Annotated in this window: 26 protein-coding genes; 12 read left to right on the top strand and 14 right to left on the bottom strand. The window is 62.5% G+C overall.

All coding sequences use genetic code 11. The features are described from left to right. Nucleotides 1–187: 187 nt before the first annotated feature. The 4 genes from BMY98_RS19385 (at nucleotide 188) to BMY98_RS19370 (ending at nucleotide 5,332) form a co-directional block, all read left to right on the top strand. Nucleotides 188–430: an exodeoxyribonuclease VII small subunit gene (locus BMY98_RS19385; protein WP_062384761.1), complete on the top strand. Its 243-nt coding sequence runs from the start codon at nucleotides 188–190 to the stop codon at nucleotides 428–430. Continuing rightward, nucleotides 427–1,314 (top strand): (2E,6E)-farnesyl diphosphate synthase, encoded by an 888-nt coding sequence (ispA, locus tag BMY98_RS19380; protein WP_074891815.1) that lies wholly within the window; start codon nucleotides 427–429, stop codon nucleotides 1,312–1,314. Before BMY98_RS19385 ends, ispA begins: the two co-directional genes overlap by 4 nt. Nucleotides 1,315–1,491: 177 nt before the next feature. Next, on the top strand, nucleotides 1,492–3,381 hold the full coding sequence (dxs, locus tag BMY98_RS19375; RefSeq protein WP_074891813.1) for a 1-deoxy-D-xylulose-5-phosphate synthase: 1,890 nt from the start codon (nucleotides 1,492–1,494) through the stop codon (nucleotides 3,379–3,381). Nucleotides 3,382–3,448: 67 nt separating this feature from the next. Next, nucleotides 3,449–5,332, top strand: coding sequence for a TonB-dependent receptor domain-containing protein (locus BMY98_RS19370; RefSeq protein WP_074891811.1), 1,884 nt, complete (start codon nucleotides 3,449–3,451; stop codon nucleotides 5,330–5,332). Nucleotides 5,333–5,350: 18 nt separating this feature from the next. Here BMY98_RS19370 and BMY98_RS19365 read toward each other — a convergent pair whose 3' ends face one another. The 11 genes from BMY98_RS19365 to nrdR all read right to left on the bottom strand — a co-directional run bounded on the left by BMY98_RS19365 (nucleotide 5,351) and on the right by nrdR (nucleotide 13,786). After that, entirely contained in the window at nucleotides 5,351–6,148 is a 798-nt protein-coding gene (locus tag BMY98_RS19365) for a cobalamin-binding protein (protein ID WP_074891809.1), read from the bottom strand. 46 nt (nucleotides 6,149–6,194) lie between these two features. Beyond that, nucleotides 6,195–6,812: a GTP cyclohydrolase II gene (ribA, locus tag BMY98_RS19360; RefSeq protein WP_074891807.1), complete on the bottom strand. Its 618-nt coding sequence runs from the start codon at nucleotides 6,810–6,812 to the stop codon at nucleotides 6,195–6,197. Nucleotides 6,813–6,918: 106 nt separating this feature from the next. Then, nucleotides 6,919–7,665 carry a substrate-binding periplasmic protein gene (locus BMY98_RS19355; RefSeq protein ID WP_245760095.1) on the bottom strand — a complete coding sequence of 249 codons (747 nt, stop codon included), beginning with the start codon at nucleotides 7,663–7,665 and terminating at the stop codon, nucleotides 6,919–6,921. 56 nt (nucleotides 7,666–7,721) lie between these two features. Further along, nucleotides 7,722–8,231, bottom strand: a complete 510-nt coding sequence (locus tag BMY98_RS19350) for a phosphatidylglycerophosphatase A family protein (RefSeq protein ID WP_065988427.1) — start codon at nucleotides 8,229–8,231, stop codon at nucleotides 7,722–7,724. Beyond that, nucleotides 8,228–9,193, bottom strand: a complete 966-nt coding sequence (thiL, locus tag BMY98_RS19345) for a thiamine-phosphate kinase (RefSeq protein WP_074891803.1) — start codon at nucleotides 9,191–9,193, stop codon at nucleotides 8,228–8,230. Before thiL ends, BMY98_RS19350 begins: the two co-directional genes overlap by 4 nt. Before the next feature lie 37 nt (nucleotides 9,194–9,230). After that, a complete protein-coding gene (gene nusB / locus BMY98_RS19340) occupies nucleotides 9,231–9,731 on the bottom strand; it encodes a transcription antitermination factor NusB (protein WP_065988429.1) in 501 nt (166 codons plus the stop codon). After that, complete coding sequence (ribH, locus tag BMY98_RS19335; RefSeq protein ID WP_037017809.1) at nucleotides 9,728–10,204, bottom strand: 6,7-dimethyl-8-ribityllumazine synthase; 477 nt, start codon at nucleotides 10,202–10,204, stop codon at nucleotides 9,728–9,730. The genes nusB and ribH overlap by 4 nt, the downstream gene beginning before the upstream one ends. Nucleotides 10,205–10,352: 148 nt before the next feature. Then, nucleotides 10,353–11,444 carry a bifunctional 3,4-dihydroxy-2-butanone-4-phosphate synthase/GTP cyclohydrolase II gene (gene ribBA, locus BMY98_RS19330; protein ID WP_074891801.1) on the bottom strand — a complete coding sequence of 364 codons (1,092 nt, stop codon included), beginning with the start codon at nucleotides 11,442–11,444 and terminating at the stop codon, nucleotides 10,353–10,355. 17 nt (nucleotides 11,445–11,461) lie between these two features. Continuing rightward, entirely contained in the window at nucleotides 11,462–12,133 is a 672-nt protein-coding gene (locus BMY98_RS19325; protein WP_074891799.1) for a riboflavin synthase, read from the bottom strand. 46 nt (nucleotides 12,134–12,179) lie between these two features. After that, the gene (gene ribD / locus BMY98_RS19320; RefSeq protein WP_074891797.1) at nucleotides 12,180–13,319 is read right to left on the bottom strand and encodes a bifunctional diaminohydroxyphosphoribosylaminopyrimidine deaminase/5-amino-6-(5-phosphoribosylamino)uracil reductase RibD; all 1,140 of its coding nucleotides are present in this window, start codon (nucleotides 13,317–13,319) and stop codon (nucleotides 12,180–12,182) included. A 2-nt stretch (nucleotides 13,320–13,321) separates the two neighbouring features. Continuing rightward, nucleotides 13,322–13,786, bottom strand: a complete 465-nt coding sequence (gene nrdR, locus BMY98_RS19315; protein WP_065988433.1) for a transcriptional regulator NrdR — start codon at nucleotides 13,784–13,786, stop codon at nucleotides 13,322–13,324. A gap of 174 nt (nucleotides 13,787–13,960) precedes the next feature. On the opposite strand from nrdR, the gene BMY98_RS19310 reads away from it, so the two are divergent. The 3 genes from BMY98_RS19310 (at nucleotide 13,961) to trxA (ending at nucleotide 16,187) form a co-directional block, all read left to right on the top strand. Beyond that, nucleotides 13,961–14,413, top strand: coding sequence for a hypothetical protein (locus BMY98_RS19310; RefSeq protein WP_074891793.1), 453 nt, complete (start codon nucleotides 13,961–13,963; stop codon nucleotides 14,411–14,413). Then, entirely contained in the window at nucleotides 14,410–15,069 is a 660-nt protein-coding gene (locus tag BMY98_RS19305) for a class I SAM-dependent methyltransferase (RefSeq protein ID WP_074891791.1), read from the top strand. The genes BMY98_RS19310 and BMY98_RS19305 overlap by 4 nt, the downstream gene beginning before the upstream one ends. A gap of 245 nt (nucleotides 15,070–15,314) precedes the next feature. After that, nucleotides 15,315–16,187, top strand: a complete 873-nt coding sequence (gene trxA, locus BMY98_RS19300) for a thioredoxin (protein WP_074891789.1) — start codon at nucleotides 15,315–15,317, stop codon at nucleotides 16,185–16,187. Nucleotides 16,188–16,367: 180 nt separating this feature from the next. Here trxA and BMY98_RS19295 read toward each other — a convergent pair whose 3' ends face one another. Then, nucleotides 16,368–16,721 carry a hypothetical protein gene (locus BMY98_RS19295; RefSeq protein ID WP_074891787.1) on the bottom strand — a complete coding sequence of 118 codons (354 nt, stop codon included), beginning with the start codon at nucleotides 16,719–16,721 and terminating at the stop codon, nucleotides 16,368–16,370. 175 nt (nucleotides 16,722–16,896) lie between these two features. Here BMY98_RS19295 and BMY98_RS19290 point away from each other — a divergent pair, with 175 nt between their 5' ends. The 5 genes from BMY98_RS19290 (at nucleotide 16,897) to BMY98_RS19270 (ending at nucleotide 20,868) form a co-directional block, all read left to right on the top strand. Further along, on the top strand, nucleotides 16,897–17,493 hold the full coding sequence (locus BMY98_RS19290; RefSeq protein WP_074891785.1) for a DUF2796 domain-containing protein: 597 nt from the start codon (nucleotides 16,897–16,899) through the stop codon (nucleotides 17,491–17,493). A 63-nt stretch (nucleotides 17,494–17,556) separates the two neighbouring features. Beyond that, nucleotides 17,557–18,267: an ABC transporter ATP-binding protein gene (locus BMY98_RS19285; RefSeq protein ID WP_074891783.1), complete on the top strand. Its 711-nt coding sequence runs from the start codon at nucleotides 17,557–17,559 to the stop codon at nucleotides 18,265–18,267. A gap of 1 nt (nucleotide 18,268) precedes the next feature. Next, nucleotides 18,269–19,534 carry an ABC transporter permease gene (locus BMY98_RS19280; RefSeq protein ID WP_074891781.1) on the top strand — a complete coding sequence of 422 codons (1,266 nt, stop codon included), beginning with the start codon at nucleotides 18,269–18,271 and terminating at the stop codon, nucleotides 19,532–19,534. Between the two features lie 25 nt (nucleotides 19,535–19,559). Continuing rightward, nucleotides 19,560–20,069: a DUF3299 domain-containing protein gene (locus tag BMY98_RS19275; RefSeq protein WP_425438893.1), complete on the top strand. Its 510-nt coding sequence runs from the start codon at nucleotides 19,560–19,562 to the stop codon at nucleotides 20,067–20,069. Nucleotides 20,070–20,181: 112 nt separating this feature from the next. Further along, the gene (locus BMY98_RS19270; protein ID WP_074891777.1) at nucleotides 20,182–20,868 is read left to right on the top strand and encodes an OmpW/AlkL family protein; all 687 of its coding nucleotides are present in this window, start codon (nucleotides 20,182–20,184) and stop codon (nucleotides 20,866–20,868) included. Nucleotides 20,869–20,934: 66 nt separating this feature from the next. Here the strand turns inward: BMY98_RS19270 and BMY98_RS19265 are convergent, their stop codons facing one another. Together BMY98_RS19265 and BMY98_RS19260 are read right to left on the bottom strand one after the other, a co-directional pair. Continuing rightward, nucleotides 20,935–21,864, bottom strand: a complete 930-nt coding sequence (locus BMY98_RS19265; protein WP_074891775.1) for an NAD-dependent epimerase/dehydratase family protein — start codon at nucleotides 21,862–21,864, stop codon at nucleotides 20,935–20,937. Then, nucleotides 21,857–22,741 carry a sugar nucleotide-binding protein gene (locus BMY98_RS19260; protein ID WP_074891773.1) on the bottom strand — a complete coding sequence of 295 codons (885 nt, stop codon included), beginning with the start codon at nucleotides 22,739–22,741 and terminating at the stop codon, nucleotides 21,857–21,859. The genes BMY98_RS19265 and BMY98_RS19260 overlap by 8 nt, the downstream gene beginning before the upstream one ends. Nucleotides 22,742–22,887: the final 146 nt, after the last annotated feature.

The raw sequence follows: 22,887 nt of genomic DNA, 5'->3' as shown, positions 1-22,887 counted from the left end.
CACTCCTACACTGGATTAGCGTTAACACCCGAAATCTGCGCCGTGCACCGATCCGTAGGAGCGTGGCTTGTCCCGCGATCTGGCGCGCAGCGGCAGCAAGGCTTCAGCCGCCTCACCCTTCTCATTTGCCCCGATGCGTGCGCTCTGCTAGTGTCGCGCCGGTTTAACGTCTACCGGGATAGCCGCCATGGCCCGCAAGAAAGCTGCACTGGATTTCGAACAGTCACTCACGGATTTGCAAACGCTCGTCGAGCGTCTGGAGAACGGTGAGCTGTCGCTGGAAGACTCACTGACCGCCTTCGAACAAGGCATCCGCCTGACCCGCGAGTGCCAGAGCGCGCTGGCCCAGGCCGAGCAAAAAGTGCAGGTCTTGCTGGAGCGCGATGGCGAACTGGCCGAAGAGCCGTTCGACGCGGAACAGCCGGAATGATCGCGGCGTATCAGGCACTCAGCCAGGCCCGCGTCAATGCGGCGCTGGAGACGCTGTTCGATGCGCCCGCCCCTGAATTAACCCGCCTGTACGCCGCCATGCGCTACAGCGTCACCAATGGCGGCAAGCGCGTGCGCCCGCTGCTGGTCTATGCCGCCTGCGAAGCCTTGGGCGGCAACGCTGAGCACGCCAACGGAGCGGCCTGCGCCGTCGAATTGATCCACGCGTATTCGCTGGTACACGACGACCTGCCGGCCATGGACGACGACGATTTGCGTCGCGGCCTGCCCACCACCCACAAGGCCTTTGACGAAGCCTGCGCGATTCTCGCCGGCGACGGTCTGCAGACCCTCGCCTTCAGCGTGCTGAGCGATAACGCACTGACGCCGCAGGACCCCGACACCCGGCTGAAGATGGTCGCCACCCTCGCCCGTGCATCCGGCCCTGCCGGCATGGTCGGCGGACAAGCCATCGATCTGGGCTCGGTCGGACTCAAGCTCGACCAGACAGCGCTGGAATTCATGCACCGGCACAAGACCGGCGCTCTGATCGAAGCCAGCGTCAGGCTCGGCGCCCTGGCCAGCGGCAACGCGACACAGGTTCAATTCGACTCGCTGCAGATCTACGCCCGCGCCATCGGCTTGGCCTTTCAGGTGCAGGACGACATTCTCGACGTCGAAAGCGATACCGCCACGCTGGGCAAACGCCAGGGCGCCGATATTGCCCGCGACAAGCCGACCTACCCCGCGCTGCTGGGCCTGGAAGAAGCCAAGCATTACGCACTTGAACTGCGTGATCAGGCCCTTGTGGCGCTGCAACCGTTTGATGAGACCGCGGAGCCCTTGCGCGCGTTGGCGCGTTATATCGTCGAACGCCGCAGCTAGTCGAACCCCACAACCCTGCGCAGGTCATAGCACTTATCGGGCGCAAGCAGCCTCGCGCTGCAGGCGCCCGATTTCCCCGGCAATCGTTTCCCCTGAGCATCGCATTGCTGCACATCGTGCGCAGCCGGCAACGCATCAGGTAAACTGCCGCTTCTTTTACTTATAACGATTCGCCTGATGCCCACGACGTTCAAAGAGATTCCCCGCGAGCGCCCGTCCACGCCTCTGCTCGACAAGGCAGTGACGCCGGACGGCCTGCGCCGCTTAGGTGAAGCAGAGCTTGAAGCCCTGGCGGATGAACTGCGCCTGGAGCTGCTTTACACCGTTGGCCAGACCGGCGGCCATTTCGGCGCCGGCCTCGGCGTCATCGAACTGACCGTGGCCTTGCACTACGTCTTCGATACCCCCGACGACCGGCTGGTCTGGGACGTCGGTCATCAGGCGTACCCGCACAAGATCCTCACGGGTCGTCGCGAACAAATGTCGACCCTGCGCCAGAAAGGCGGTGTGGCGGCATTCCCGCGTCGCAGCGAGAGTGAATACGACACTTTTGGCGTCGGTCACTCGAGTACCTCCATCAGCGCCGCGCTGGGCATGGCGGTCGCCTCCCGCCTGCAAGGCAGCGAGCGCAAGTCCATTGCCGTCATCGGCGACGGTGCACTGACCGCCGGCATGGCCTTCGAGGCGCTGAATCACGCGCCTGAAGTCAACGCTGACATGCTGGTGATCCTCAACGACAACGACATGTCGATCTCGCGCAACGTTGGCGGGCTGTCGAACTACCTGGCGAAAATCCTTTCAAGCCGCACGTACGCAAGCATGCGCGAAGGCAGCAAGAAAGTGCTGTCGCGCCTGCCCGGTGCCTGGGAAATCGCCCGCCGCACCGAGGAATACGCCAAAGGCATGTTGGTGCCCGGCACGCTGTTCGAAGAACTCGGCTGGAACTACATCGGCCCGATCGACGGCCACGACCTGCCTATCCTGATCGCCACCCTGCGTAACATGCGCGACCTCAAGGGTCCGCAGTTCCTGCACGTGGTCACCAAGAAGGGCAAAGGTTTCGCGCCGGCCGAGGTCGATCCGATCGGCTATCACGCCATCACCAAGCTTGACCCGCTGAACGCGCCCGTCGTCCCTAAAAAAGCCGGCGGCCCCAAGTATTCCGGCGTGTTCGGCCAGTGGCTGTGCGACATGGCCGAAGCGGATGAGCGTCTGGTCGGTATCACGCCTGCCATGAAAGAAGGTTCGGATCTGGTCGCGTTCAGCGAACGTTTCCCGGAGCGCTATTTCGACGTCGCCATCGCCGAGCAGCACGCAGTGACGCTGGCAGCAGGCATGGCCTGCGAAGGCGCCAAGCCGGTTGTGGCGATTTATTCGACGTTCCTTCAGCGCGGTTACGACCAGCTGATTCACGACGTCGCCGTGCAGAATCTGGACGTGCTGTTCGCCATCGACCGCGCTGGGCTGGTGGGCGAAGACGGCCCGACCCACGCCGGCAGTTTCGATCTGTCGTACCTGCGTTGCATCCCCGGCATGCTGGTCATGACGCCGAGCGATGAAAACGAGCTGCGCAAGATGCTTACCACCGGCCACCTGTTCAAAGGCCCCGCCGCCGTGCGTTACCCGCGGGGCAACGGCCCCAATGCCGTGATCGAGAGCAGTCTCGAACCGCTGGAAATCGGTAAGGGTGTGGTGCGCCGTCAAGGCAGCAAAGTCGCCATGCTGGTGTTCGGTGTGCAGTTGACCGAAGCACTGATCGTGGCGGAGAAACTCGATGCGACCGTGGTCGACATGCGCTTCGTCAAACCGCTGGACGAGGCACTGGTGCGCGAGATGGCCGCCAGCCACGACTTGCTCGTGACGATCGAAGAAAACGCCATCATGGGCGGCGCGGGTGCGGCAGTCAGCGAGTTCCTGGCGCGGGAGAACATTCTCAAGTCGGTGCTGCACCTTGGCCTGCCCGATGTTTATGTCGAACACGCCAAGCCGGCGCAGATGCTGACTGAGTGCGGTCTGGATGCTGCCGGGATTGAAGCGTCGATCAACCAGCGCCTGCTGAAGATGTAACCACTTGCAGGCTTGACTGAGGTGGCAGTCCACCCCGGTCACGCCTGCAAGTTATGCGATCAATCAAATGACCCTTTCTCGCTTCGCCCTCGCCTTCTCCCTCATTCCCGCCACGCAGGCCTTTGCCGATCAGCCTGATCGCGAAAGCGCCTTGAAGCTGGACAGCGTGCTGATCAGCGCCAATCGCCAGGTCGAGCAGCGGGACGCCAGCACCGCAGCGAACACCGTGTTCACCCGCGCCGACATCGAGCGGCTGCAGCCGGGCAGCGTCACTGACCTGCTGAGTCGTGTGCCCGGCGTGCAAGTCGCGCCCAGCGGCGGTCGAGGCAGTTTGCCGGGGATTTTCATTCGCGGAACCAAGGCCGCGCAGAGCCTGGTGTTGGTCGATGGCCAGCGCATTGCCAATTCGACGTCTGCGGACAGTAATCTGCAATACCTCGACGTCGAGCAGATTGAGCGCGTGGAAGTGCTGCGCGGTTCACGTTCGGTCATCTACGGCGCAGACGCCATTGGCGGCGTGATCCAGATCTTCACGCGACGGGGTGCCGAACAAGGGCTGCAAGCTCGGCTGCACACGGGTTTCGGTAATCGCGGCACGCAGCAGCAGAGCCTCGGCCTGTCGGGCGGCGATCAGCAGACGCATTTCAACCTCAGCACCAGTCTGGATGAAACAGCAGGCATCGACCGCACCGGTCCGTCCTTCGCCAGTGATGACGACCACGACGCCTACCGCAATAAATCCCTGAGCCTGAACCTCAGCCACTGGCTCAACGACGACGTGGAAGTGGGCTTCAACGCGCTGGATAACCGGGGCAAGACCGAGTTCGACAACCCGTTCGGTCTGTTCGACCCGGTCACGTTCAACACGGTGGGGCAGCAGCAATACAGCAAGTTTGACCTGAGCAGCCTCGGCACCTACGTCGACGCCCGCATCAACCAGACCTGGAAAACCCGTCTGGAGCTGGGCCACAGCGAGAACCGCGAGAAGACGCTGGATAAGCTGAGCGACGATCACTACGTGTTCAACACCTACCGCGACTCGGTCAATTGGCAGAACGACCTGACGCTGGACGACCGCAACAGCCTGATGCTGGGCGGCGACTGGTACGAAGACCGCGTCAACAGCAGCACAGCGTTCGACGAGGACAGCCGCTGGAACCGCGCGGCGTTCGTTCAGCATCGCTTCAAAGGCGAGCACTTCTCGACCGAACTGGGCTTGCGCCACGATCAGAATGAGCAGTTCGGTAGCCAGAACACCTGGAGTGGCACGCTCACCGTTCCGCTCAATGACGCCAACGATGTGCTGCTTTCCTACAGCGAAGGCTTCCGCGCGCCGACGTTCAACGATCTGTATTACCCGGACTTCAGCAACCCGAACCTCAAGCCCGAGCATTCAAAAACCTACGAGCTGCAATGGCGCAGTCGCCTGAGCGACACGGCTCGTCTTGAAGCCTCGCTCTATCGCACTGACCTTCAGGACGCCATCGCCCTCGACAGTGACTTCCGCCCTGAAAATATCGGCTCGGCGCGGATCAATGGTGTCGAAGCATCCCTTGAACAGCAGTTGTTCGGCTGGACCGGCAAGCTGGGCGCGTCGGTCATCGACCCGCGTGATCGAGACACCGGCCATACGCTTAACCGTCGCGCACGCCGCACCCTGAACCTCGATCTCGACCGGCAGTTCGATCGCCTCGGCGTCGGCGCCAGTTGGCAGGCTGTCAGTGACAGTTACAACGACGAGGCCAACACCCAACACATTGGCGGCTACTCCTTGTTCGGGTTGCGCAGCAGCTGGAAAGCCAGCGACGAAGTAAGGCTCGAGTTCAAGCTGGATAACGCCCTGGACAAGCGCTATAGCCGAACGCTGTACAGCTTTGATGGCAGTAATTACGGCTATCGTGAAGAAGGTCGAACGTGGATGTTTGGCGTGACCTGGACGCCGGAGCTGTAGAGTTGCAGCCTGCCTGATCTAGCGCTCTGGCGCTATTAAGCTGCACACCTTCTGCAACGCGCTCACCATCTGCCCGCTGGCTCGCTCAAGGCCTTTGTCGGGCACGGCAATCAGGCGACCGGCCTTCACAGCCTTCAACTGTGACCAGGCGTTCCATCCCGACAGCAATGCAGCATCGCTGGCCAGAATCACGTCCGGGTCGCGCTGCAGGACTGACTCGAGACTGACCTGCGGCGCCGGCAGTTTGAGGTCATCAAAGACGTTGCGTGCGCCGCAGAGGGTCAGTGCATCACTGATGATCTGACCGCCGCCTACGGTGTAAAGCGGCTGATCCCACACTTGGTAAAAGACTTTCAACGGGACATCGCGTCGATACCGCTCACGCAACGCGGCCAATCGCTGACGAAAATCTGCCGCGACTTGACGCCCACGATCCGCACGGCCAAGGCGCTCGCCCATCTGCTCAATCTGGTCAGCCAGCTCGTTCAGCGTGTGGGGCTCGGCGGTGTAGGTGGGAATGTTCAGGCGCTTCAGTTGATCGCGCTGGGCCACGCTGACGCTGCCAGGCCAGAGCAGCAGAAGATCCGGCTGCAAACTGAGCAAACCCTCGATGTCGAGCTGGCCGTATCGACCCACCGAAGGCAGGCCCGCTACCTTGTCCGGGCGCGGGCCGCCGTCGAGCACGCCGACCAGCAGATCGGCGGCATCCAGTTCGATAACGACTTCAGTCAGAGAGGGAGCGAGGCTGACTACCCGCTGGGCAGCGTCGGCCTGAAAGGCGATCAGCAACAACAGGCAGGCAGTCAGCGGGCGCATCAACCGCGTCCAGCCTGCGCCCGACCACAGCGCAGGCGGACAGGTATCACGCCGGGTCGACTTCGCTTTGATGCTCGTTGCCCATCATGTGGCCCAGCTTGCCGGCCTTGGTCGCCAGATACAGCTTGTTATGCGGATTGTGGCCCGTGTGCAGCGGCACGCGCTCGGCGACGGTGATGCCCATGTCGGTAAGCGCTTTGACCTTGCGCGGATTATTGGTCATCAAACGCAGGGACTTGATGCCCAAGTGCTCCAGCATCGGCAGGCAAATGCCGTAATCGCGCTGGTCAGCGGCGAAGCCCAGCCGCTCGTTCGCCTCAACGGTGTCGGCACCGCCATCCTGCAATTCATACGCGCGGATCTTGTTCATCAGGCCTATGCCGCGGCCTTCCTGGCGCAGGTACAACAGCACGCCACGGCCCTCGGCAGCGATGGCGCGCAACGCCGCTTCAAGCTGGGAACCGCAATCGCAGCGCTGACTGAACAGCGCATCACCGGTCAGGCATTCGGAATGCACACGGCCGAGCACCGGGGCGCCATCTGACACATCGCCGAGGGTCAGCACGACATGTTCGCGACCGTTTTCCTGCTCGAGAAAGCCGTTCATCTTGAAAGTGGCAAAAGGGGTAGGCAGCTTGGAAGCCGCGACAAATACGACGGGCACCGGGTGCTCCTGATCTGTATGAGGGCTGGAAATTCGCAACATTGTAACAGCAGGTTCCGACAGACGCTTAGGCTGAATTGTTGGCCAATCAGATCAACACGTTTGATCAGTGGGCAGCGCCGGTACCGGATTGACGACCGTCTGTGTCGAACGGATACGGATGTTTCCAGCGTGCAAAGATCGGTCGCAGCTTGCCGCTGCCCACCAGATCACCCATCCGAACGTCGAACAGATCCCGCAGCGCGTGCCCTCGCGGGGTGTCTGCGAAGCTCAGGTACAAAGGGATGACGGTGAGGTAGGTCAGGCGATAGCGTTGGGGATCATTGCTTTGGGCGAGGATGAAGTCCATCTCCGGCTTGGCATCGATGTACAGGTCCGCGCGCCCGTATTCGAGCATCGGCAGAATGTGATCGCGCCGGGCGACTTCATTGAAGTGCATCACGTTAGGCAGATAGTGCTGAAACTCGTAGCCGCGCGCCCAGGCCAGGCGATGTTTGCCCAGCGTCTGCAGAGAAGGGAGCGGATTCGACGCCAGACTCAGCGTGTAGATCTCGTCATTGTCGTAGTGCCACTTCGAATAAAGCGTGCCCCCGACCTCATCCTTGTAGGCGGCAATCCAGGCATCGGCCTCGCCGCGCTGCACCAGCCCGACTGCGCGCGTATACGGCTCGATGCGCTGCTCGACCTTGACCCCGGCGGGCTCGAAGATCTCGCGCATCAGGTCCCAACCCAGCCCCGTGCCGTCTGTTTCTGTGTAGCCAATCCAGTGCTCGCTCACCAGCAGGATGTCAGAGGGTTTGCCGGGTAACGATGCAGGGCCTGCCGCAGCGGCACTCGCCCAGACAGTCGTCATTGACAACGCCAGACCCAGAAGCCATCCCACACCTGAGCGCCTCATGGGCGCAGCCCCTACATCACGGCCCACAGCCAGACCAGCCCTTGCATGGCCAGCCATGCGAACACACCGGCCAGGACATCATCGAGCATGATGCCGACGCCGCCGTGCACGTGCTTGTCGATCCAGTGGATGGGCCAGGGCTTGAGGATGTCGAAAAAGCGGAATACCAGAAAACCTACCAGCAGCCAGACCCAACCCTCGGGCACCAGCCACAAGGTGATCCACATGCCGACCATTTCGTCCCAGACGATGCCTTCGTGGTCGTGGACGCGCAGGTCGTCGGCCACCTTGCCGCACAGCCAGAAGCCGAACAGCATGGTCAGGCCGAGCATCAGCCAATAGCCCCAGTCCGGCAGCATTTGCCACAGCGGAATAAACGGCACGGCGACCATCGAGCCCCAGGTGCCGGGCGCTTTGGGGAGTGTGCCGGAGCCGAAACCGAAGGCCAGGAAATGCCACGGATTGGTCCATACCGACGGTGGAACGTTTTCCGCCGGGACCTGATTAGGATGATCTGTCACCGTGTCTCCTGAAAATGTTGATAGCCCCGAGTCAACGGGGTGACGTCCTGCCCAAGTGCGTCAATCAGCGCCACGCCGTGACCTTCGACCACTCGACCCAGAACGAAAACAGGCAATCCGGAAGCCTGTAGTTCAGCCAGCCATGAGGGCGGCAACGTGAAAGCCAGTCTGTAGTCGTCGCCCCCACTGAGCGCGGCGTCCAACGCCGCGTCAGGCCCGAAAAAACTCAGCAGCGCGTCGGACATCGGCACTTTGTCGCGTTCAACGAGCAAGCGTACGCCCGATGCCGTGGCGATGTGTCCGCCATCGGCGAGCAGTCCGTCGGAGATGTCCAGCGCCGCGCTGGCCTTGCCGCGCAACGCGATGCCCAGCTCGAACTGTGGCTGCGGCGACCAGTAACGCGCCAGCAAGGCCTGAGTGGTAGACGCCTCGGTGCTGCGCTGGTTCAACACCAACGGCAGCGCCCCGGCCGCGTCACCCAGCGGACCGCCCACGCACAACACATCGCCAGGCCGCGCGCCGCTTCGAGTCAACGCCTGCCCGGTCGGGACGGTGCCGAAGACCGTGAGGGTCAGGCTCAAAGGACCGCGCGTCGTGTCGCCGCCGATCAGGCGCAGGCCGCAGCTCTGGGCCATCGTATTCAAACCGCGAGCGAATGCTTCCAGCCAGTCGGCGGAAACCTGCGGCAGGGTCAGGGCAAGGGTAAATGCGAGGGGACTGGCGCCCATGGCGGCCAGGTCGCTGGCCGAGACGCCGAGTGCGCGCTGGCCGAGCAGGAAAGGATCGCAGACGTCGGGGAAATGCACCCCGGCGACCAGCGTGTCAGTGGAGACGGCGAGTTGCTCGCCAGCGGCCACCGACAACAGGGCGCAGTCGTCGCCGATGCCCAGTGCAACGCCTTCGCCGGGCTGCGCGCAGGGCGCAGCGGCAAAGTAATTGCGGATCAGCTCGAACTCGCCCATGCCGGAGACGCTCAGGTTCTGGAGAAACCCAGAAGCCTCAGCGCTTGTGCGCCTTCACTTCGACTTCGCGCAGACGCGGAGCCAGCTTGTCGAGCACGCCGTTGACGAACTTGTGGCCGTCGGTCGAACCGTAGACTTTCGCCAGCTCGATGCCTTCGTTGATGACCACACGATACGGCACGTCGATGCGCTCGAGCAGTTCCCAGGTCGACAGGCGCAATACCGCCAGTTCAACCGGGTCCAGCTCTTCGATGGTCAGGTCCAGACAAGGCGCCAGTGCAGCGTCGATCTTGTCCTGATTGGCCGGGACACCGTGAAGGATGTCGTGGAAATAGCTGGCATCGACAGAGGTGAAGTCGTTGTCGACGCGAAACTGTGCTTCGATTTCGTTCAGCGACTGACCCGCCATGTGGCGCTGGTACAGGGCCTGCATCGCCATCTGGCGAGCCGCACGGCGCTTTTCGCTTTTGGATGGCTTGCCAGCGTCTGCCGCACGTGGATCACGCGGATTGAACTGATCGCTTTCGTCGTTAATCACTTGGCCTCCAACTGCGCCAACAGGCTGACCATCTCAATGGCGGACAGCGCAGCTTCAGCGCCTTTGTTACCGGCCTTGGTGCCGGAACGCTCGATCGCCTGTTCGATGGAATCGACAGTCAGTACGCCGAAAGCGACCGGCACGCCGAATTCCATGGACACCTGGGACAGGCCCTTGGTGCATTCGCCAGCGACGTATTCGAAGTGCGGGGTGCCGCCACGAATGACGGCGCCCAGGGCGATGATGGCGGCGAATTCGCTGCGTTGAGCGACCTTCTGCACAACCAGCGGGATTTCGAACGCGCCCGGTGCGCGAATGATGGTGATGTCGCTTTCGCTCACGCCATGGCGAACCAGGGCATCAACGGCGCCGCTGACGAGGCTTTCGACGACGAAGCTGTTGAAGCGGCCAACCACCAGGGCATAGCGACCTTGGGGGGCGATGAAGGTACCTTCGATGGTCTTCAGGGTCATTCGGCTGAGTCTCGTGTTCTCGTATTAAAGAGCATGAAAGCGCGCATCGGGCGCGCGCTTTCAGGGATTTTAGGCCACGAATCGGGCGACTGCAGGAACAAAAACCACCAACGGCTGAACGCTGTCGGGGCCTGTCACCTGCCGGTCTTTATTCGGAGGGCACGTATTCTACAACTTCCAGATCGAAACCGGATATCGCATTGAACTTCATTGGCGAACTCATCAGGCGCATTTTGCGCACGCCGAGGTCACGAAGGATCTGCGAACCGGCACCGACCGTGCTGTAAGTGGTCGGTGTTTTGATCGGCGTGCCGCCAGCGGTTTCACGCACATGGGCCAGAACCGTGTCGCCGTCGAGCGGGTGACCGAGCAGCAGCACGACACCGCTGCCGGCCTCGGCCACGGTCTTCATGGCAGCGCGCAGGCTCCAGCGGCCGGGCTGTCTGACCATCAACAGGTCGCGCAGCGGGTCCATGTTGTGTACACGAACCAGCGTCGCTTCTTCTGCGCAGATCTTGCCCAGCGTCAGCGCCAGGTGCACATCGCCTTCGACGGAGTCGCGGTAGGTCACCAGATTGAAATGGCCCAGTTCGCTGTCCAGCGGCTGCTCGGCAATCCGCTGAACGGTACGTTCGTGGATCATCCGGTAATGAATCAGGTCAGCGATGGTGCCGATCTTGATGTTGTGCTCGGCCGCGAAAGCTTCCAGTTCAGTACGACGGGACATGGTGCCGTCGTCGTTCATGACTTCGCAGATCACGCCAGTCGGCTCGAAACCGGCCATGCGCGCCAGGTCGCATGCCGCTTCGGTATGGCCTGCGCGGGACAGCGTGCCGCCAGCCTGGGCCATCAGCGGGAAAATGTGACCCGGGCTGACGATGTCATCGGCCTTCGCGTCTTTGGCAGCAGCGGCCTGAACGGTGCGCGCGCGGTCGGCGGCGGAAATCCCGGTGGTCACGCCCTCGGCGGCTTCGATGGACACGGTGAACTTGGTGCCGAAGCCCGAACCATTGCGCTGCGCCATCAGCGGCAGCTTCAGCGTCTCGCAGCGCTCGCGGGTCATCGGCATGCAGATCAGGCCGCGAGCGTAACGCGCCATGAAGTTGATGTGCTCGGCCTTGACGCACTCGGAGGCCATGATCAGATCGCCTTCATTCTCACGGTCTTCGTCATCCATGAGGATGACCATCTTGCCTTGGCGAATGTCTTCAACCAGTTCTTCGATGCTGTTGAGCGCCACGCGGCACCCCCTTCAATTCAGGATTTGAGGTAGCCGTTGGCGGCCAGAAAGCTTTCAGTGATGTTGCCGCCTTGGGCCGGCGTCGGATCAGCCGCTTTGTCACCGAGCAACAAACGCTCGAGGTAACGCGCCAGCAGATCGACTTCCAGGTTGATTTTACGGCCCGGGCTGTAGTCGCCCATGATGGTTTCGGCGAGCGTGTGCGGAACGATGGTCAGCTCGAACTCGGCGCCGTTGACCGCATTCACGGTCAGGCTGGTGCCGTCGATGGTGATCGAGCCTTTGTGGGAGATGTACTTGGCCAGCTCGCGGGGTGCGCGCATGCGGAACTGAATGGCACGGGCGTTTTCTTCGCGGGAGAGCACTTCGCCGACGCCATCGACGTGGCCGCTGACCAGATGGCCGCCCAGGCGAGTGGTCGGGGTCAGGGCTTTTTCCAGATTGACGCGGCTGCCGGTCTTGAGATCGACGAACGCGGTGACGTTCAGGGTCTCGCGGCTGACGTCAGCCCAGAAGCCGTCGCCTGGCAATTCAACGGCGGTCAGGCAGACGCCGTTGACCGCGATGCTGTCGCCCAGCTTCACGTCGGAAAGGTCAAGCTTGCCGGTCTCTACGTAAACGCGGACGTCGCCGCCTTTCGGAGTGATGGCGCGGATGCTGCCGATGGATTCGATGATGCCGGTAAACATGGGTGCTCCTGGAAAACAGGGCCAGCGCTGAACGCGGAAGCCGGAATTATACGCCGGGGTGCGACGCGGGTATCGCAATGACTCGCCAGTCATTGCCGACCGCGCGCATTTCGACAATCTTGAGTTCGAGCGCTTCGCTCATTTGCGCCATCGGCAGGTCCAGCAACGGTCGCGCCGACGAGCCCATGAACTTGCCCGCCACGAAGATCTGGTATTCATCCACCAGGCCCAACCGGGTAAACGCGCCGGCGAGTTTAGGGCCAGCCTCTACCAACACGTCGTTGACGCCGCGGGCGGCCAGTTCGATCAGCAGTTTGCGCAGGTCGACGTGTCCGCCACTGCTCGGCAGCGCCAGCATTTCGTGGCCTTCGTCGTGGTAACGCTCGCGGGCCGAGGCTGCCGCGCAAGTCACTACCAGCGCATTGCCCGCTTTAAAGAAAGGCGCATCAAGTGGCACCCGCAAACGCCCGTCGATCAACACGCGCAACGGCGGTCGGGTCGCGGACAATGCGGTGAGTTCGGCGTTCAGGCCCAACTCGTCAGGCCGAACGGTGAGTCGCGCGTTGTCGGCCAGCACGGTATCGGCACCGGTCAGCACCACACTCGACTGGGCTCGCAGGCGCTGCACGGCGGAGCGCGCTTCGGGGCCGGTGATCCACTGGCTTTCGCCGCTGGCCATGGCCGTGCGGCCGTCGAGGCTCATCGCCAGCTTCACCCGCACGTAGGGCAGGCCGTGTTCCATGCGTTTGAGAAACCCTTTGTTCAGCGCCCGCGCTTCGCTTTCGAGCACGCCGCTCTGTACCGCAATTCCCGCGCCCATGAGGCGCAACAGGCCACGGCCGGCGACGTCGGGATTGGGGTCTTGCATCGCGGCCACCACACACGCCACACCGGCGTTGACCAGCGCGTCGGCGCACGGCGGGGTGCGGCCATGATGACTGCAGGGCTCAAGGGTGACGTAAGCGGTCGCGTCCTTTGCCTTGTCGCCCGCCTGGCGCAGCGCATGCACCTCGGCATGGGGTTCACCGGCGCGGACATGCCAGCCTTCACCGACAATCTCGCCATCACGCACGATCACGCAGCCGACACGCGGGTTGGGGTGCGTCGAGTAGACGCCCTTGCGCGCCAGTTCCAACGCCCGCGCCATATAGGCTGCGTCGAGCACGCTTTGCTCTGTGGTGGTCATGCTCACTCTTTAACCGGCTCGCGAGCCAGTCGGTCGATTTCTTCGCGGAATTCGTTGAGGTCCTGAAACCGCCGATAAACAGAAGCAAAGCGGATGTAGGCCACCTCGTCGAGTTTTTGCAGTTCGCCCATGACCAGCTCACCGACGATCAGCGATTTGACCTCGCGCTCGCCGGTCGCACGCAGCTTGCTTTTGATGTGGGCCAGGGCCGCTTCCAGACGTTCGACGCTGACCGGACGCTTTTCCAGCGCGCGCTGCATACCGGCGCGCAGCTTCTCTTCGTCGAAGGGCTGACGGCTGCCGTCCTGCTTGATCAGCCGGGGCAGAACCAGTTCAGCGGTTTCGAATGTGGTGAAGCGTTCTTCGCAGGCGACGCATTCGCGGCGGCGGCGAACCTGATCGCCTTCAGCAACGAGGCGCGAGTCAATGACTTTGGTGTCGTTGGCACCGCAAAAGGGACAGTGCATGGTGGCAGGCAACAAAAAAAGGGAGGGCCATGGTAGCGCATCTTGCTGGCAAGACAAGTGCGAGGCTTTGAGGTATATAGACGCGCATTCAGTGCGGTGAAACCCGCCGCACTCAGCGATACTGCGCCATCCCGTGCGTAACTCGCCCGCCTTCTGCTTTTTCTGGAGCTGTTCATGACGCTACGTACGCTTGCTGTAATCAGCCTTGTGGGCCTGCTCGCTGCCTGCAGCACGGCCGAGGCGCCGAAACCTGCCGCGCCCGCCAAGCCTGCCCCTAACGCCATCACGCTGCCGGAAGGGCCAGGTCCGTTGCAGCCATTCCAGCGCGAACTGAGCGGCCAATTGCTGGGCGTGCCGGCCGGCGCAGAAGTCGAGCTGGCGTTGCTGGTCATTGACGATCGCAACCGCCCGCAAAAGCTGCTGACCAGCACCAAACTGGTGGGGAACAACCAGTCGCTGCCGTTCCAACTGCGCTTCAACCCGGAAGCTTTCCCGGTGGGCGCACGCGTCGAGCTGCGCGGCCGCGCCAGCAAGTCGGGTCAGTTGATTCTGCATCTTCCGTCCGTGCTGATCACTCAGCCCACCACTCAAGCGCTGGGTCAGCTGCAATTCGCAACCGCGCCGTGACCGCCCCGCTCCACCTGCAAGCCGCATTGAGCGAGCTGTTGGGCGATGCGCAACTGGTGGCCGAAGCTCTGCCGGGGACGGACCTGACGTTGTGGCTGATCGACGCGAACAATATGGATCGCGCGTTCAGCCCTGAAGAAACCCGGCGCATTCTTGAAGACCCGCCCTACTGGAGTTTCTGCTGGGCCAGTGGCCTGGCGCTGGCGCGCTTTCTCGCCGAGCAGCCGCAGTGGGTCGCGGGCAAGCGGGTGCTGGATTTCGGGGCGGGATCTGGGGTCGCAGGCATTGCGGCGATGAAAGCCGGGGCGCTTGAAGTGGTCGCCTGTGATCTCGATCCGTTGGCGATCGAGGCCTGCCGCGCGAATGCCGAGCTGAACGGCGTGACGCTTGAGTATTCACGCGACTTCTTCGCCGAGCACGATCGTTTCGACCTTATTCTGGTGGCCGACGTACTGTACGACCGCGCCAACCTGCCGCTGCTGGATCAGTTTCTCAGTCGTGGGAAACAAGCGTTGGTGGCCGATTCCCGGGTGCGGGACTTTCAGCATCCTCTGTATGAGCGGCTGGGGATTCTGGAGGCGCTGACGCTGCCGGATCTGGCCGAGCCGTGGGAGTTTCGCAGGGTGAGTCTTTATCACGCGCAGCGACAGGCCTGAACTGACCTGACCCACCCCGTAGGAGCGTGGCTTGTCCCGCGATCTGGCGCGCAGCGGCAGCAACCCACCCAACACGGTGCGTCAGCCTTACCCAGTTGACCCGTTTTACGACGACTTCGTCGCCGATCGCGGGACAAGCCACGCTCCCACAGGTCATCGGCAAACCGCACATCTGCTGTCGCGCTTCCGACAATCCCCACAGCGCTTTATAGTTCGCGCCATCAAGCCTTTTTTCGAGATCCGCGATGAGCCAGGACACGCCGTACATCTTCGATGCGACCACCGCCACTTTCGATCAGATGGTCATCGAGAATTCTTTTCACAAACCCGTGCTGGTGGATTTCTGGGCTGAGTGGTGTGCGCCGTGCAAGGTGCTGATGCCGCTGCTGCAACAGATTGCCGAGAGTTATCAGGGCGAACTGCTGCTGGCCAAGGTCGATTGCGACGCTGAACAGGACATCGTGGCGCGCTTCGGCATTCGCAGCCTGCCCACGGTGGTGCTGTTCAAAGACGGTCAGCCGGTCGATGGCTTCTCCGGTGCCCAGCCTGAATCGCAAATCCGCGCGCTGCTTGAGCCCCATGTGCAGATGCCGCCGCCAGCCGCCGCCGACCCGCTGAAAACCGCCCAGGCGATGTTCGCCGAGAGCCATTTCGCCGAAGCCGAAGCGGTGCTGCAGACCATCCTCGCCGAGGACAACACCAACGCTGCCGCGCTGATTCTGTATGCCCGCTGCCTGGCCGAACGCGGCGAGCTGACGGAAGCCCGTACGGTGCTGGATGCGGTTAAAAGCGATGAGCACAAAGCCGCGCTGGCCGGAGCGAAGGCGCAATTGACGTTTCTGGCCGAAGCCGGCGCGTTGCCTGACGCCGCGGAGCTGAAATCGCGCCTGGCGCAGAACCCGCAGGACGACGAAGCCGCGCACCAGTTGGCGATCCAGCAATTGTCCCGTCAGCAATACGAAGCCGCGTTGGAGGGACTGCTCAAGCTGTTCGTCCGCAACCGCAGCTACAACGAAGGCCAGCCGCACAAGACGCTGCTGCAGGTGTTCGACTTGCTGGGCAACGATCACCCGCTGGTGACTACGTATCGTCGTCGGTTGTTTGCGGCGCTTTACTAGCGGCTGAAGCCGGTCCTACATTGACGCACCGAGCCAGTTCCAAGGAATGTACGCGGTCTACTTGTGGGACCGGCTTTAGCCGGGAAGAGGCCCGCATCAGCACCCTCAATTTTGTGGTGTGACGGATGACGCCTTCCCGGCTAAAGCCGGTCCCACACGGGTCCAAAACGCCCGTATGTATCACTTAACCCAGCGATACACCGGCGTGTCGCCCTGGCTTTCCACTTTCACGTTGGCGCTGTGACGCATGCGCACCATCAGGCGTTTGCCCGCAGCGGTGCTGCCCGACAGTCCTTCAAGCTGACCGAGCAGATCCGGCCCGGTCAGGTGACCTGCTTTGCGTAGCAGCTCCTGAGCGATGTCCCAGACAGCATCATTGCGACTGGCCGCAGGCTTGACGGACGTATCCGTTGGCGCCGACGTTTCCTGAGCCTGCGCGCCCAGCTGAATGCCCAGCCGAGCCCAATCGGCGTCGTCCATTTCCACAGTCAGATCCACCGGCAGATCGCCGACGGTTCCACGGATTCGCAGCATGGTGTGTGTCCTCTGATAAGGCGGACCCGCATGGTCCCACAGCAATTGATGACCTGCACGTGATCCCTGACAGCCCACGCGCCTACAAGGCATCTCGAAAAAGTTAAGAAACCGCGCAACACATTGTTATAAGATCACATAACAAATTTCAGACCTGCCTCCGGAGCTTTCCCCCATGCGTCGTTTGCTACTCGCCCTGCCCTTCGCTTTGCTGCCCCTCGCCGTCGCCCACGCGGCCGATGAACATGACCACGATCATGAGCACGGCAGTCTAGGCGCGCACGTGCACGGTGTCGCGCGGCTGGATATGGCGCTGGACGGGCGTACGCTGGAACTGGAGCTCGACACCCCGGCGATGAACATCGTCGGCTTCGAGCATCCGGCAACCACAGACGCTGACAAGATGACCCTGGCCCTGGCCAAGGAAACCCTGCTCAAGCCCCACGCGCTGTTCAGTCTTCCGGAAACGGCCGGATGCACCGCCACCAGGCAGCGGGTTGAAAGCACGCTGTTCGGCGACAAGGATGACGACGATCACGACCATGACCATGACCATGACCAAGCCGGTGGCGACGCGACTGAACACGAGCACAGCGAAATCCACGGCCACTATCAATTCACCTGCAGCGCGCCGAACGTGCTCAACAAGCTCGACCTGACCCAACTGTTCAAAAGCTTCCCGGCCACCCAGACCATTCAAGTGCAGCTGGTGACACCGAAACGCCAGATGGGCGCTGAAGTGCGTCCGAGCAATCCGGTGGTCAAGTTTTAACCAGCTCCGCTCCATCAGCGACCGGGCTTCCCGGTCGATCACTTTTCAGACGCACGTGTGGCCATGACTCAAGCGCTCATTGAATTGTCCGGACTCGGCTTCAGCTGGCCGGGGCATCCGCAACTGCTGGATATTCCGGCGTTTCGCCTCGATGCCGGCGAAACCCTGTTCCTCAAAGGCCCCAGCGGCAGCGGTAAAACCACGTTGCTGGGTCTGCTGGGCGGTGTGCAGCGCCCGAGTCGCGGCAGCGTTCGCCTGCTCGGTCAGGAGCTGACGCAGCTCTCGGCCGGGGCGCGAGACCGGTTTCGCGTCGATCACACGGGCTACATCTTTCAACAGTTCAACCTGCTGCCGTTTTTGTCGGTGCGCGAGAACGTCGAGCTGCCGTGTCGCTTTTCCAGACTACGCACCCAGCGGGCGACCCAGCGCCACGGCAGCGTCGACAAAGCGGCTGAAAGCCTGCTCGCTCACCTGGGCCTGAAAGACCCTGAAATGCTCAGCCGCCGCGCCGACTCGCTGTCCATCGGTCAGCAGCAGCGCGTCGCCGCAGCCCGCGCGCTGATCGGCCAGCCGGAGCTGGTGATCGCTGACGAACCCACCTCGGCGCTGGATGCCGACGCCCGCGAAGCTTTCATTCAGCTGCTGTTCGCCGAATGCCGCGAGGCCGGCGCCAGCCTGTTATTCGTCAGCCACGATCAGAGCCTGGCGCCGCTGTTCGATCGCAACCTATCGCTGGCCGAACTCAATCGCGCCGCCGTCGCCGCAGAGGTCTGAGATGTATCTTCTTCGTCTGGCGCTGGCCAGCCTCGCCAACCGCCGCTTCACCGCGTTCCTCACCGCGTTCGCCATCGCCCTTTCCGTTTGCCTGCTGCTGGCAGTCGAACGGGTGCGCACCGAAGCGCGCGCGAGTTTTGCCAGCACCATCAGCGGCACGGACCTGATCGTCGGCGCGCGTTCGGGCTCGGTCAACCTGCTGCTGTACTCGGTGTTCCGCATCGGCAATGCCACCAACAACATTCGCTGGGACAGCTTCGAGCACTTCGCAAACAGCAAGCAGGTGAAGTGGGCGATCCCGATTTCCCTGGGTGACAGCCATCGCAGCTATCGCGTGATGGGTACCAATGAATCGTATTTCGAGCACTACCAATACGGTCGTCAGCAGCATCTGGAGCTGGCCGACGGGCGGCCGTTCGCCACCGACCCGTTTGAGGTGGTGCTCGGTGCGGAAGTGGCGGACGCGCTGCATTACAAGCTCGGCGACAAGCTGGTGCTGGCCCACGGCGTCGCGACGGTGAGTCTGGTCAAGCATGACGACAAGCCGTTCACCGTGGTCGGCATTCTCAAACGCACCGGCACGCCGGTGGACCGCACGCTGCACATCAGCCTGGGCGGCATGGAAGCGATTCACATCGACTGGCACAACGGCGTGCCTGCACAAGGCGCCGGGCGTATCAGCGCCGATCAGGCACGCAACATGGACCTCACGCCCACCGCCATCACCGCCTTCATGCTCGGGCTGAACAGCAAGATCGCGACCTTTGCCGTGCAGCGGGACATCAACGAGTTCCGCGGCGAGCCGATGTTGGCGATTCTGCCGGGGGTAGCGTTGCAGGAGCTGTGGAGCCTGATGGGTACGGCTGAAAAGGCGCTGTTCGTGATTTCGTTGTTTGTCGTACTGACCGGGTTGATCGGCATGCTGACGGCGATCCTCACCAGCCTTAACGAGCGGCGCCGCGAGATGGCGATTCTGCGTTCGGTGGGTGCGCGGCCCTGGCATATCGCCAGTCTGTTGGTGCTGGAAGCGTTTGCCCTGGCGCTGGGGGGCTCGGTCTGCGGCCTGGCGCTGCTTTACATCGGCATCGCCTCCGCGCAGGGTTACGTGCAGGCCAATTATGGTTTGTATCTGCCACTGTCACTGCCCAGCACCTACGAATGGACGCTACTGGCGGGGATTCTCGGCGCGGCCGTGTTGATGGGCACCGTTCCTGCGTGGCGTGCCTATCGCCAATCGCTGGCAGACGGGCTGTCGATTCGTTTATGAGGTCGTTGTGATGCGGATGGGTTGGATGCTGCTGTTGATGCTCGTCGCGGCGCCGTTGTGGGCGCAGGACCTGCGGGTGCTGACGTGGCAGGAAATGATTCCGCCTGACGCGCCGCCGGTGAAGCTGATCACCGCGCCGATCCATAACCTGTCGAGCCTGGCGGACACCCTGTCAGTCGAGTCGGCGCCCGCCGCGCATCAACTGGCGCCCCATGCGCCGGTCGTCAAGTCGCTGGACGGCGAGCGGGTGCGGCTGCCGGGTTACATCGTGCCGCTGGAAGTCAGCGAGGAAGGCCGGGTGACGGAGTTTCTGCTGGTGCCGTATTTCGGCGCCTGCATTCACGTGCCACCGCCGCCGCCGAACCAGATCGTCCACGTGACCAGCGAATTGGGCGTGAAGGTTGACGAGCTGTACCAACCCTACTGGATCGAAGGCCCGATGCAGGTCAAACCGTCGACCAGCGAATTGGCCGATGCGGGTTACCAGATGGAAGCGGACAAGATTCTGGTGTACGAAATGCCGGATGAGCAGTGAGTTGCCGTTAACAGGCACACCCTAATCCAGTTTTCATTGAGCCAGGTCAAAAACCGCGACCTAGACGCTTCGTAACATACGGCATACATTTTTATGCCCTTACGGAGCCCCCATGCACAAGTACCTGCTCAGCGCGCCCCTGCTCGCGCTTGCACTCGGTGTCCCCCTCGCTGCTCACGCCCACCAGGCCGGTGACTTCATTATTCGTGCCGGTGCTGCCACGACGGCGCCCAACGAAGAAAGCGGAAACCTGAAGCTTGATGGTGCCAAGGTCCCGGGCACTAAAGCGACACTGGACAGCGACACGCAACTGGGCCTGGCCTTCGCCTACATGCTCACCGACCACGTGGGCCTCGAGTTACTGGCGGCAACGCCCTTCCAGCACACCGTGGGGATCAAAGGCCTGGGCCCGGGCCTGGATGGCAAGCTGGCGGACGTGAAGCAGCTGCCGCCCACCCTGTCGCTGCAGTACTACCCGATGGACGCGACGTCTAAGTTCCAGCCGTACGCCGGTGTCGGCGTGAACTACACCTGGTTCTACGATGAAAACCTGAGCAGCGAGCGCAAGGGCCAGGGCATGAACAACCTGCACATCAAGAACTCCTGGGGCTGGGCCGGTCAGATCGGCGCGGACTACATGCTGACGGACAAGATCATGCTCAACGCCGCCGTCTGGTATGTGGACATCGACACACAAGCGACGCTGGACGGTCCGTCGGCGCTGGGCGTCGGCCGGACCAAAGTGAACGTGGACGTCGATCCGTGGGTGTACATGGTCGGCGTGGGCTACAAGTTTTAAGCGCTGACGCCCCAACGAGCAGGCACAAAAAAGGCACCTCACCGGTGCCTTTTTGCTGTGCGGGCTTCAGCGCCCCAGCAGCCGCGCCAGCCCGACTTTCAGCGGCGTCGGCTCGGGCACTTTGAAACGCTCAAGCAGACGCTGATTGCTCGCCCGTGAATGCTTGATGTCGCCCGAACGTGCCGGCAAGTAGCTCACCGGCGGCAGACTTCCGACAACCTCGGCAAGGGCGCCCAGCAGTTCGTTGAGCGAAGTCGTCGCATTCAGGCCGACATTGACTGCACCCTCCGCCACCGTCGGCATCTCGATACCCTGCACCACAAGGTCAACCAGGTCCTCAACGTAGAAGAAATCGCGGGTCTGCTCGCCATCACCGAAGACGGCAATCGGCAGGCCTTTCACGGCGCGCTCTGCAAAGATGCTGATCACCCCGGAATACGGCGAAGAAGGATCCTGACGCGGGCCGAAGATGTTGAAGAAGCGGAACACGACCGGCTCGAAACCGTGCTGACGACGATAGAAATCGAAGTAGTGCTCACCGGCCAGTTTGTCCGACGCATACGGGGTCAGCGGTGCTTTCGGAGTGTCTTCGGTGATGGCCTCGCCTTCACCGTTGTTGCCGTAAACAGCGGCGCTGGAAGCAAACACCACACGTTTGATGCCGGCCTGGCGCATTGCTTCGCAGACATTCAGCGTGCCGATGAAGTTGCTCTGGTGCGTCTTCACCGGATCATCCACCGAGGCCTGCACCGACGCGACGGCGGCCAGGTGCGCAACGGCCTGACAACCCAGCGCCGCACGGGCCACCAGCGCGGCATCGGCCACATCACCTTCGATCAGCTCGACGCGCGGGTTATCCAGCGGCAGGTTGCTGCGCTTGCCAGTGGACAGGTCGTCGAGGATGCGCACGGCGTAGCCTTTGGCGAGCAGCGCGTCAGTCAGGTGCGAACCGATGAAACCGGCGCCGCCGGTGATGAGGACAGGAGCATCAGACATGGCGGTAATAGCGGTCCAGTAGATTGGGCAAGCCGGCACGCCAGGCGCGTGGCTTGATACCGAAAGTGTGAAGGATTTTCTTACAGGCGAGCACGGCGTTCTGTGGCTCGTCGCTGGCGTCCGGACGCGCGGCATGGGCTTGCGCGGTCGGCGTCTCGATCGCCAGCGGGCGCAGCAGACGGGCTTCGGTCAATACAGCCTGACCGAATGCCAGTGGCGTAGTCGCTTCGTGTCCGGCGTAGTGATAAGTGCCCCACAGCGGCGCGGCGCAATCGAGCTGTTTGAGCACCGAAATAATGACCCTCGCGGCATCGTCGACCGGGGTCGGATTGCCGCGACGATCGTCTGCCAGCAGCAATTCACCGGGGGATTCGGCGCGGCTGAGGAAGCGCCCCAGTACGCCGTCGGCGCTGTCATCCAGCAGCCAGCCAAAACGCAGCAGCACATGCTGCGGGCAGGTGGCACGCACACTCTGCTCGATGCGCCACAAGGCCTGGCCACGGGAACCCAGCGGCACGGGCTCGTCTTTTTCACTGTAAGCCGTCGCCCGCGAACCGTCGAACACACGGTAGCTGGACGGTTGAACGAGGACGATATTGTGGTGCTGGCACAGTTCAGCGAGACGCTCGACGGCGCGTTCCTGATTATCCAGCCTGTCAGCGCTCACTCGCTCCGCCTGAAACCAGTCGAAGTAGTAAGCGAGATTGATCAAGGCATCCGGGCGGGTGTCATCGAGCAGTTGCGTCAGGCTTGCCGCATCCCAACCGTCTTGCGGTGGGCGCGGCGCGAGGAATCCAATGTTCTCCTCGGCACCTAGACGAATCAACGCCTGCCCGAGGGCATTTCCGCCGCCCAATAGCATAAGGCGCATTCGCATAGAGTCAGCAGGCTCAGTCTTCAGGTCGATTAAAAATAGGTGAAAAACGTCCGCAAACATAACACGCCGACGGGCAAGTCCCAACAGCCTCGGGCGCGCGGGACTGCGTGAAGGTATTGAGGCACGCCGCTGATCACTCGGCCCGG

Source organism: Pseudomonas graminis, assembly GCF_900111735.1.
Taxonomy (GTDB): domain Bacteria; phylum Pseudomonadota; class Gammaproteobacteria; order Pseudomonadales; family Pseudomonadaceae; genus Aquipseudomonas; species Aquipseudomonas graminis.
This window is presented reverse-complemented; position numbering and strand designations above follow the sequence as displayed.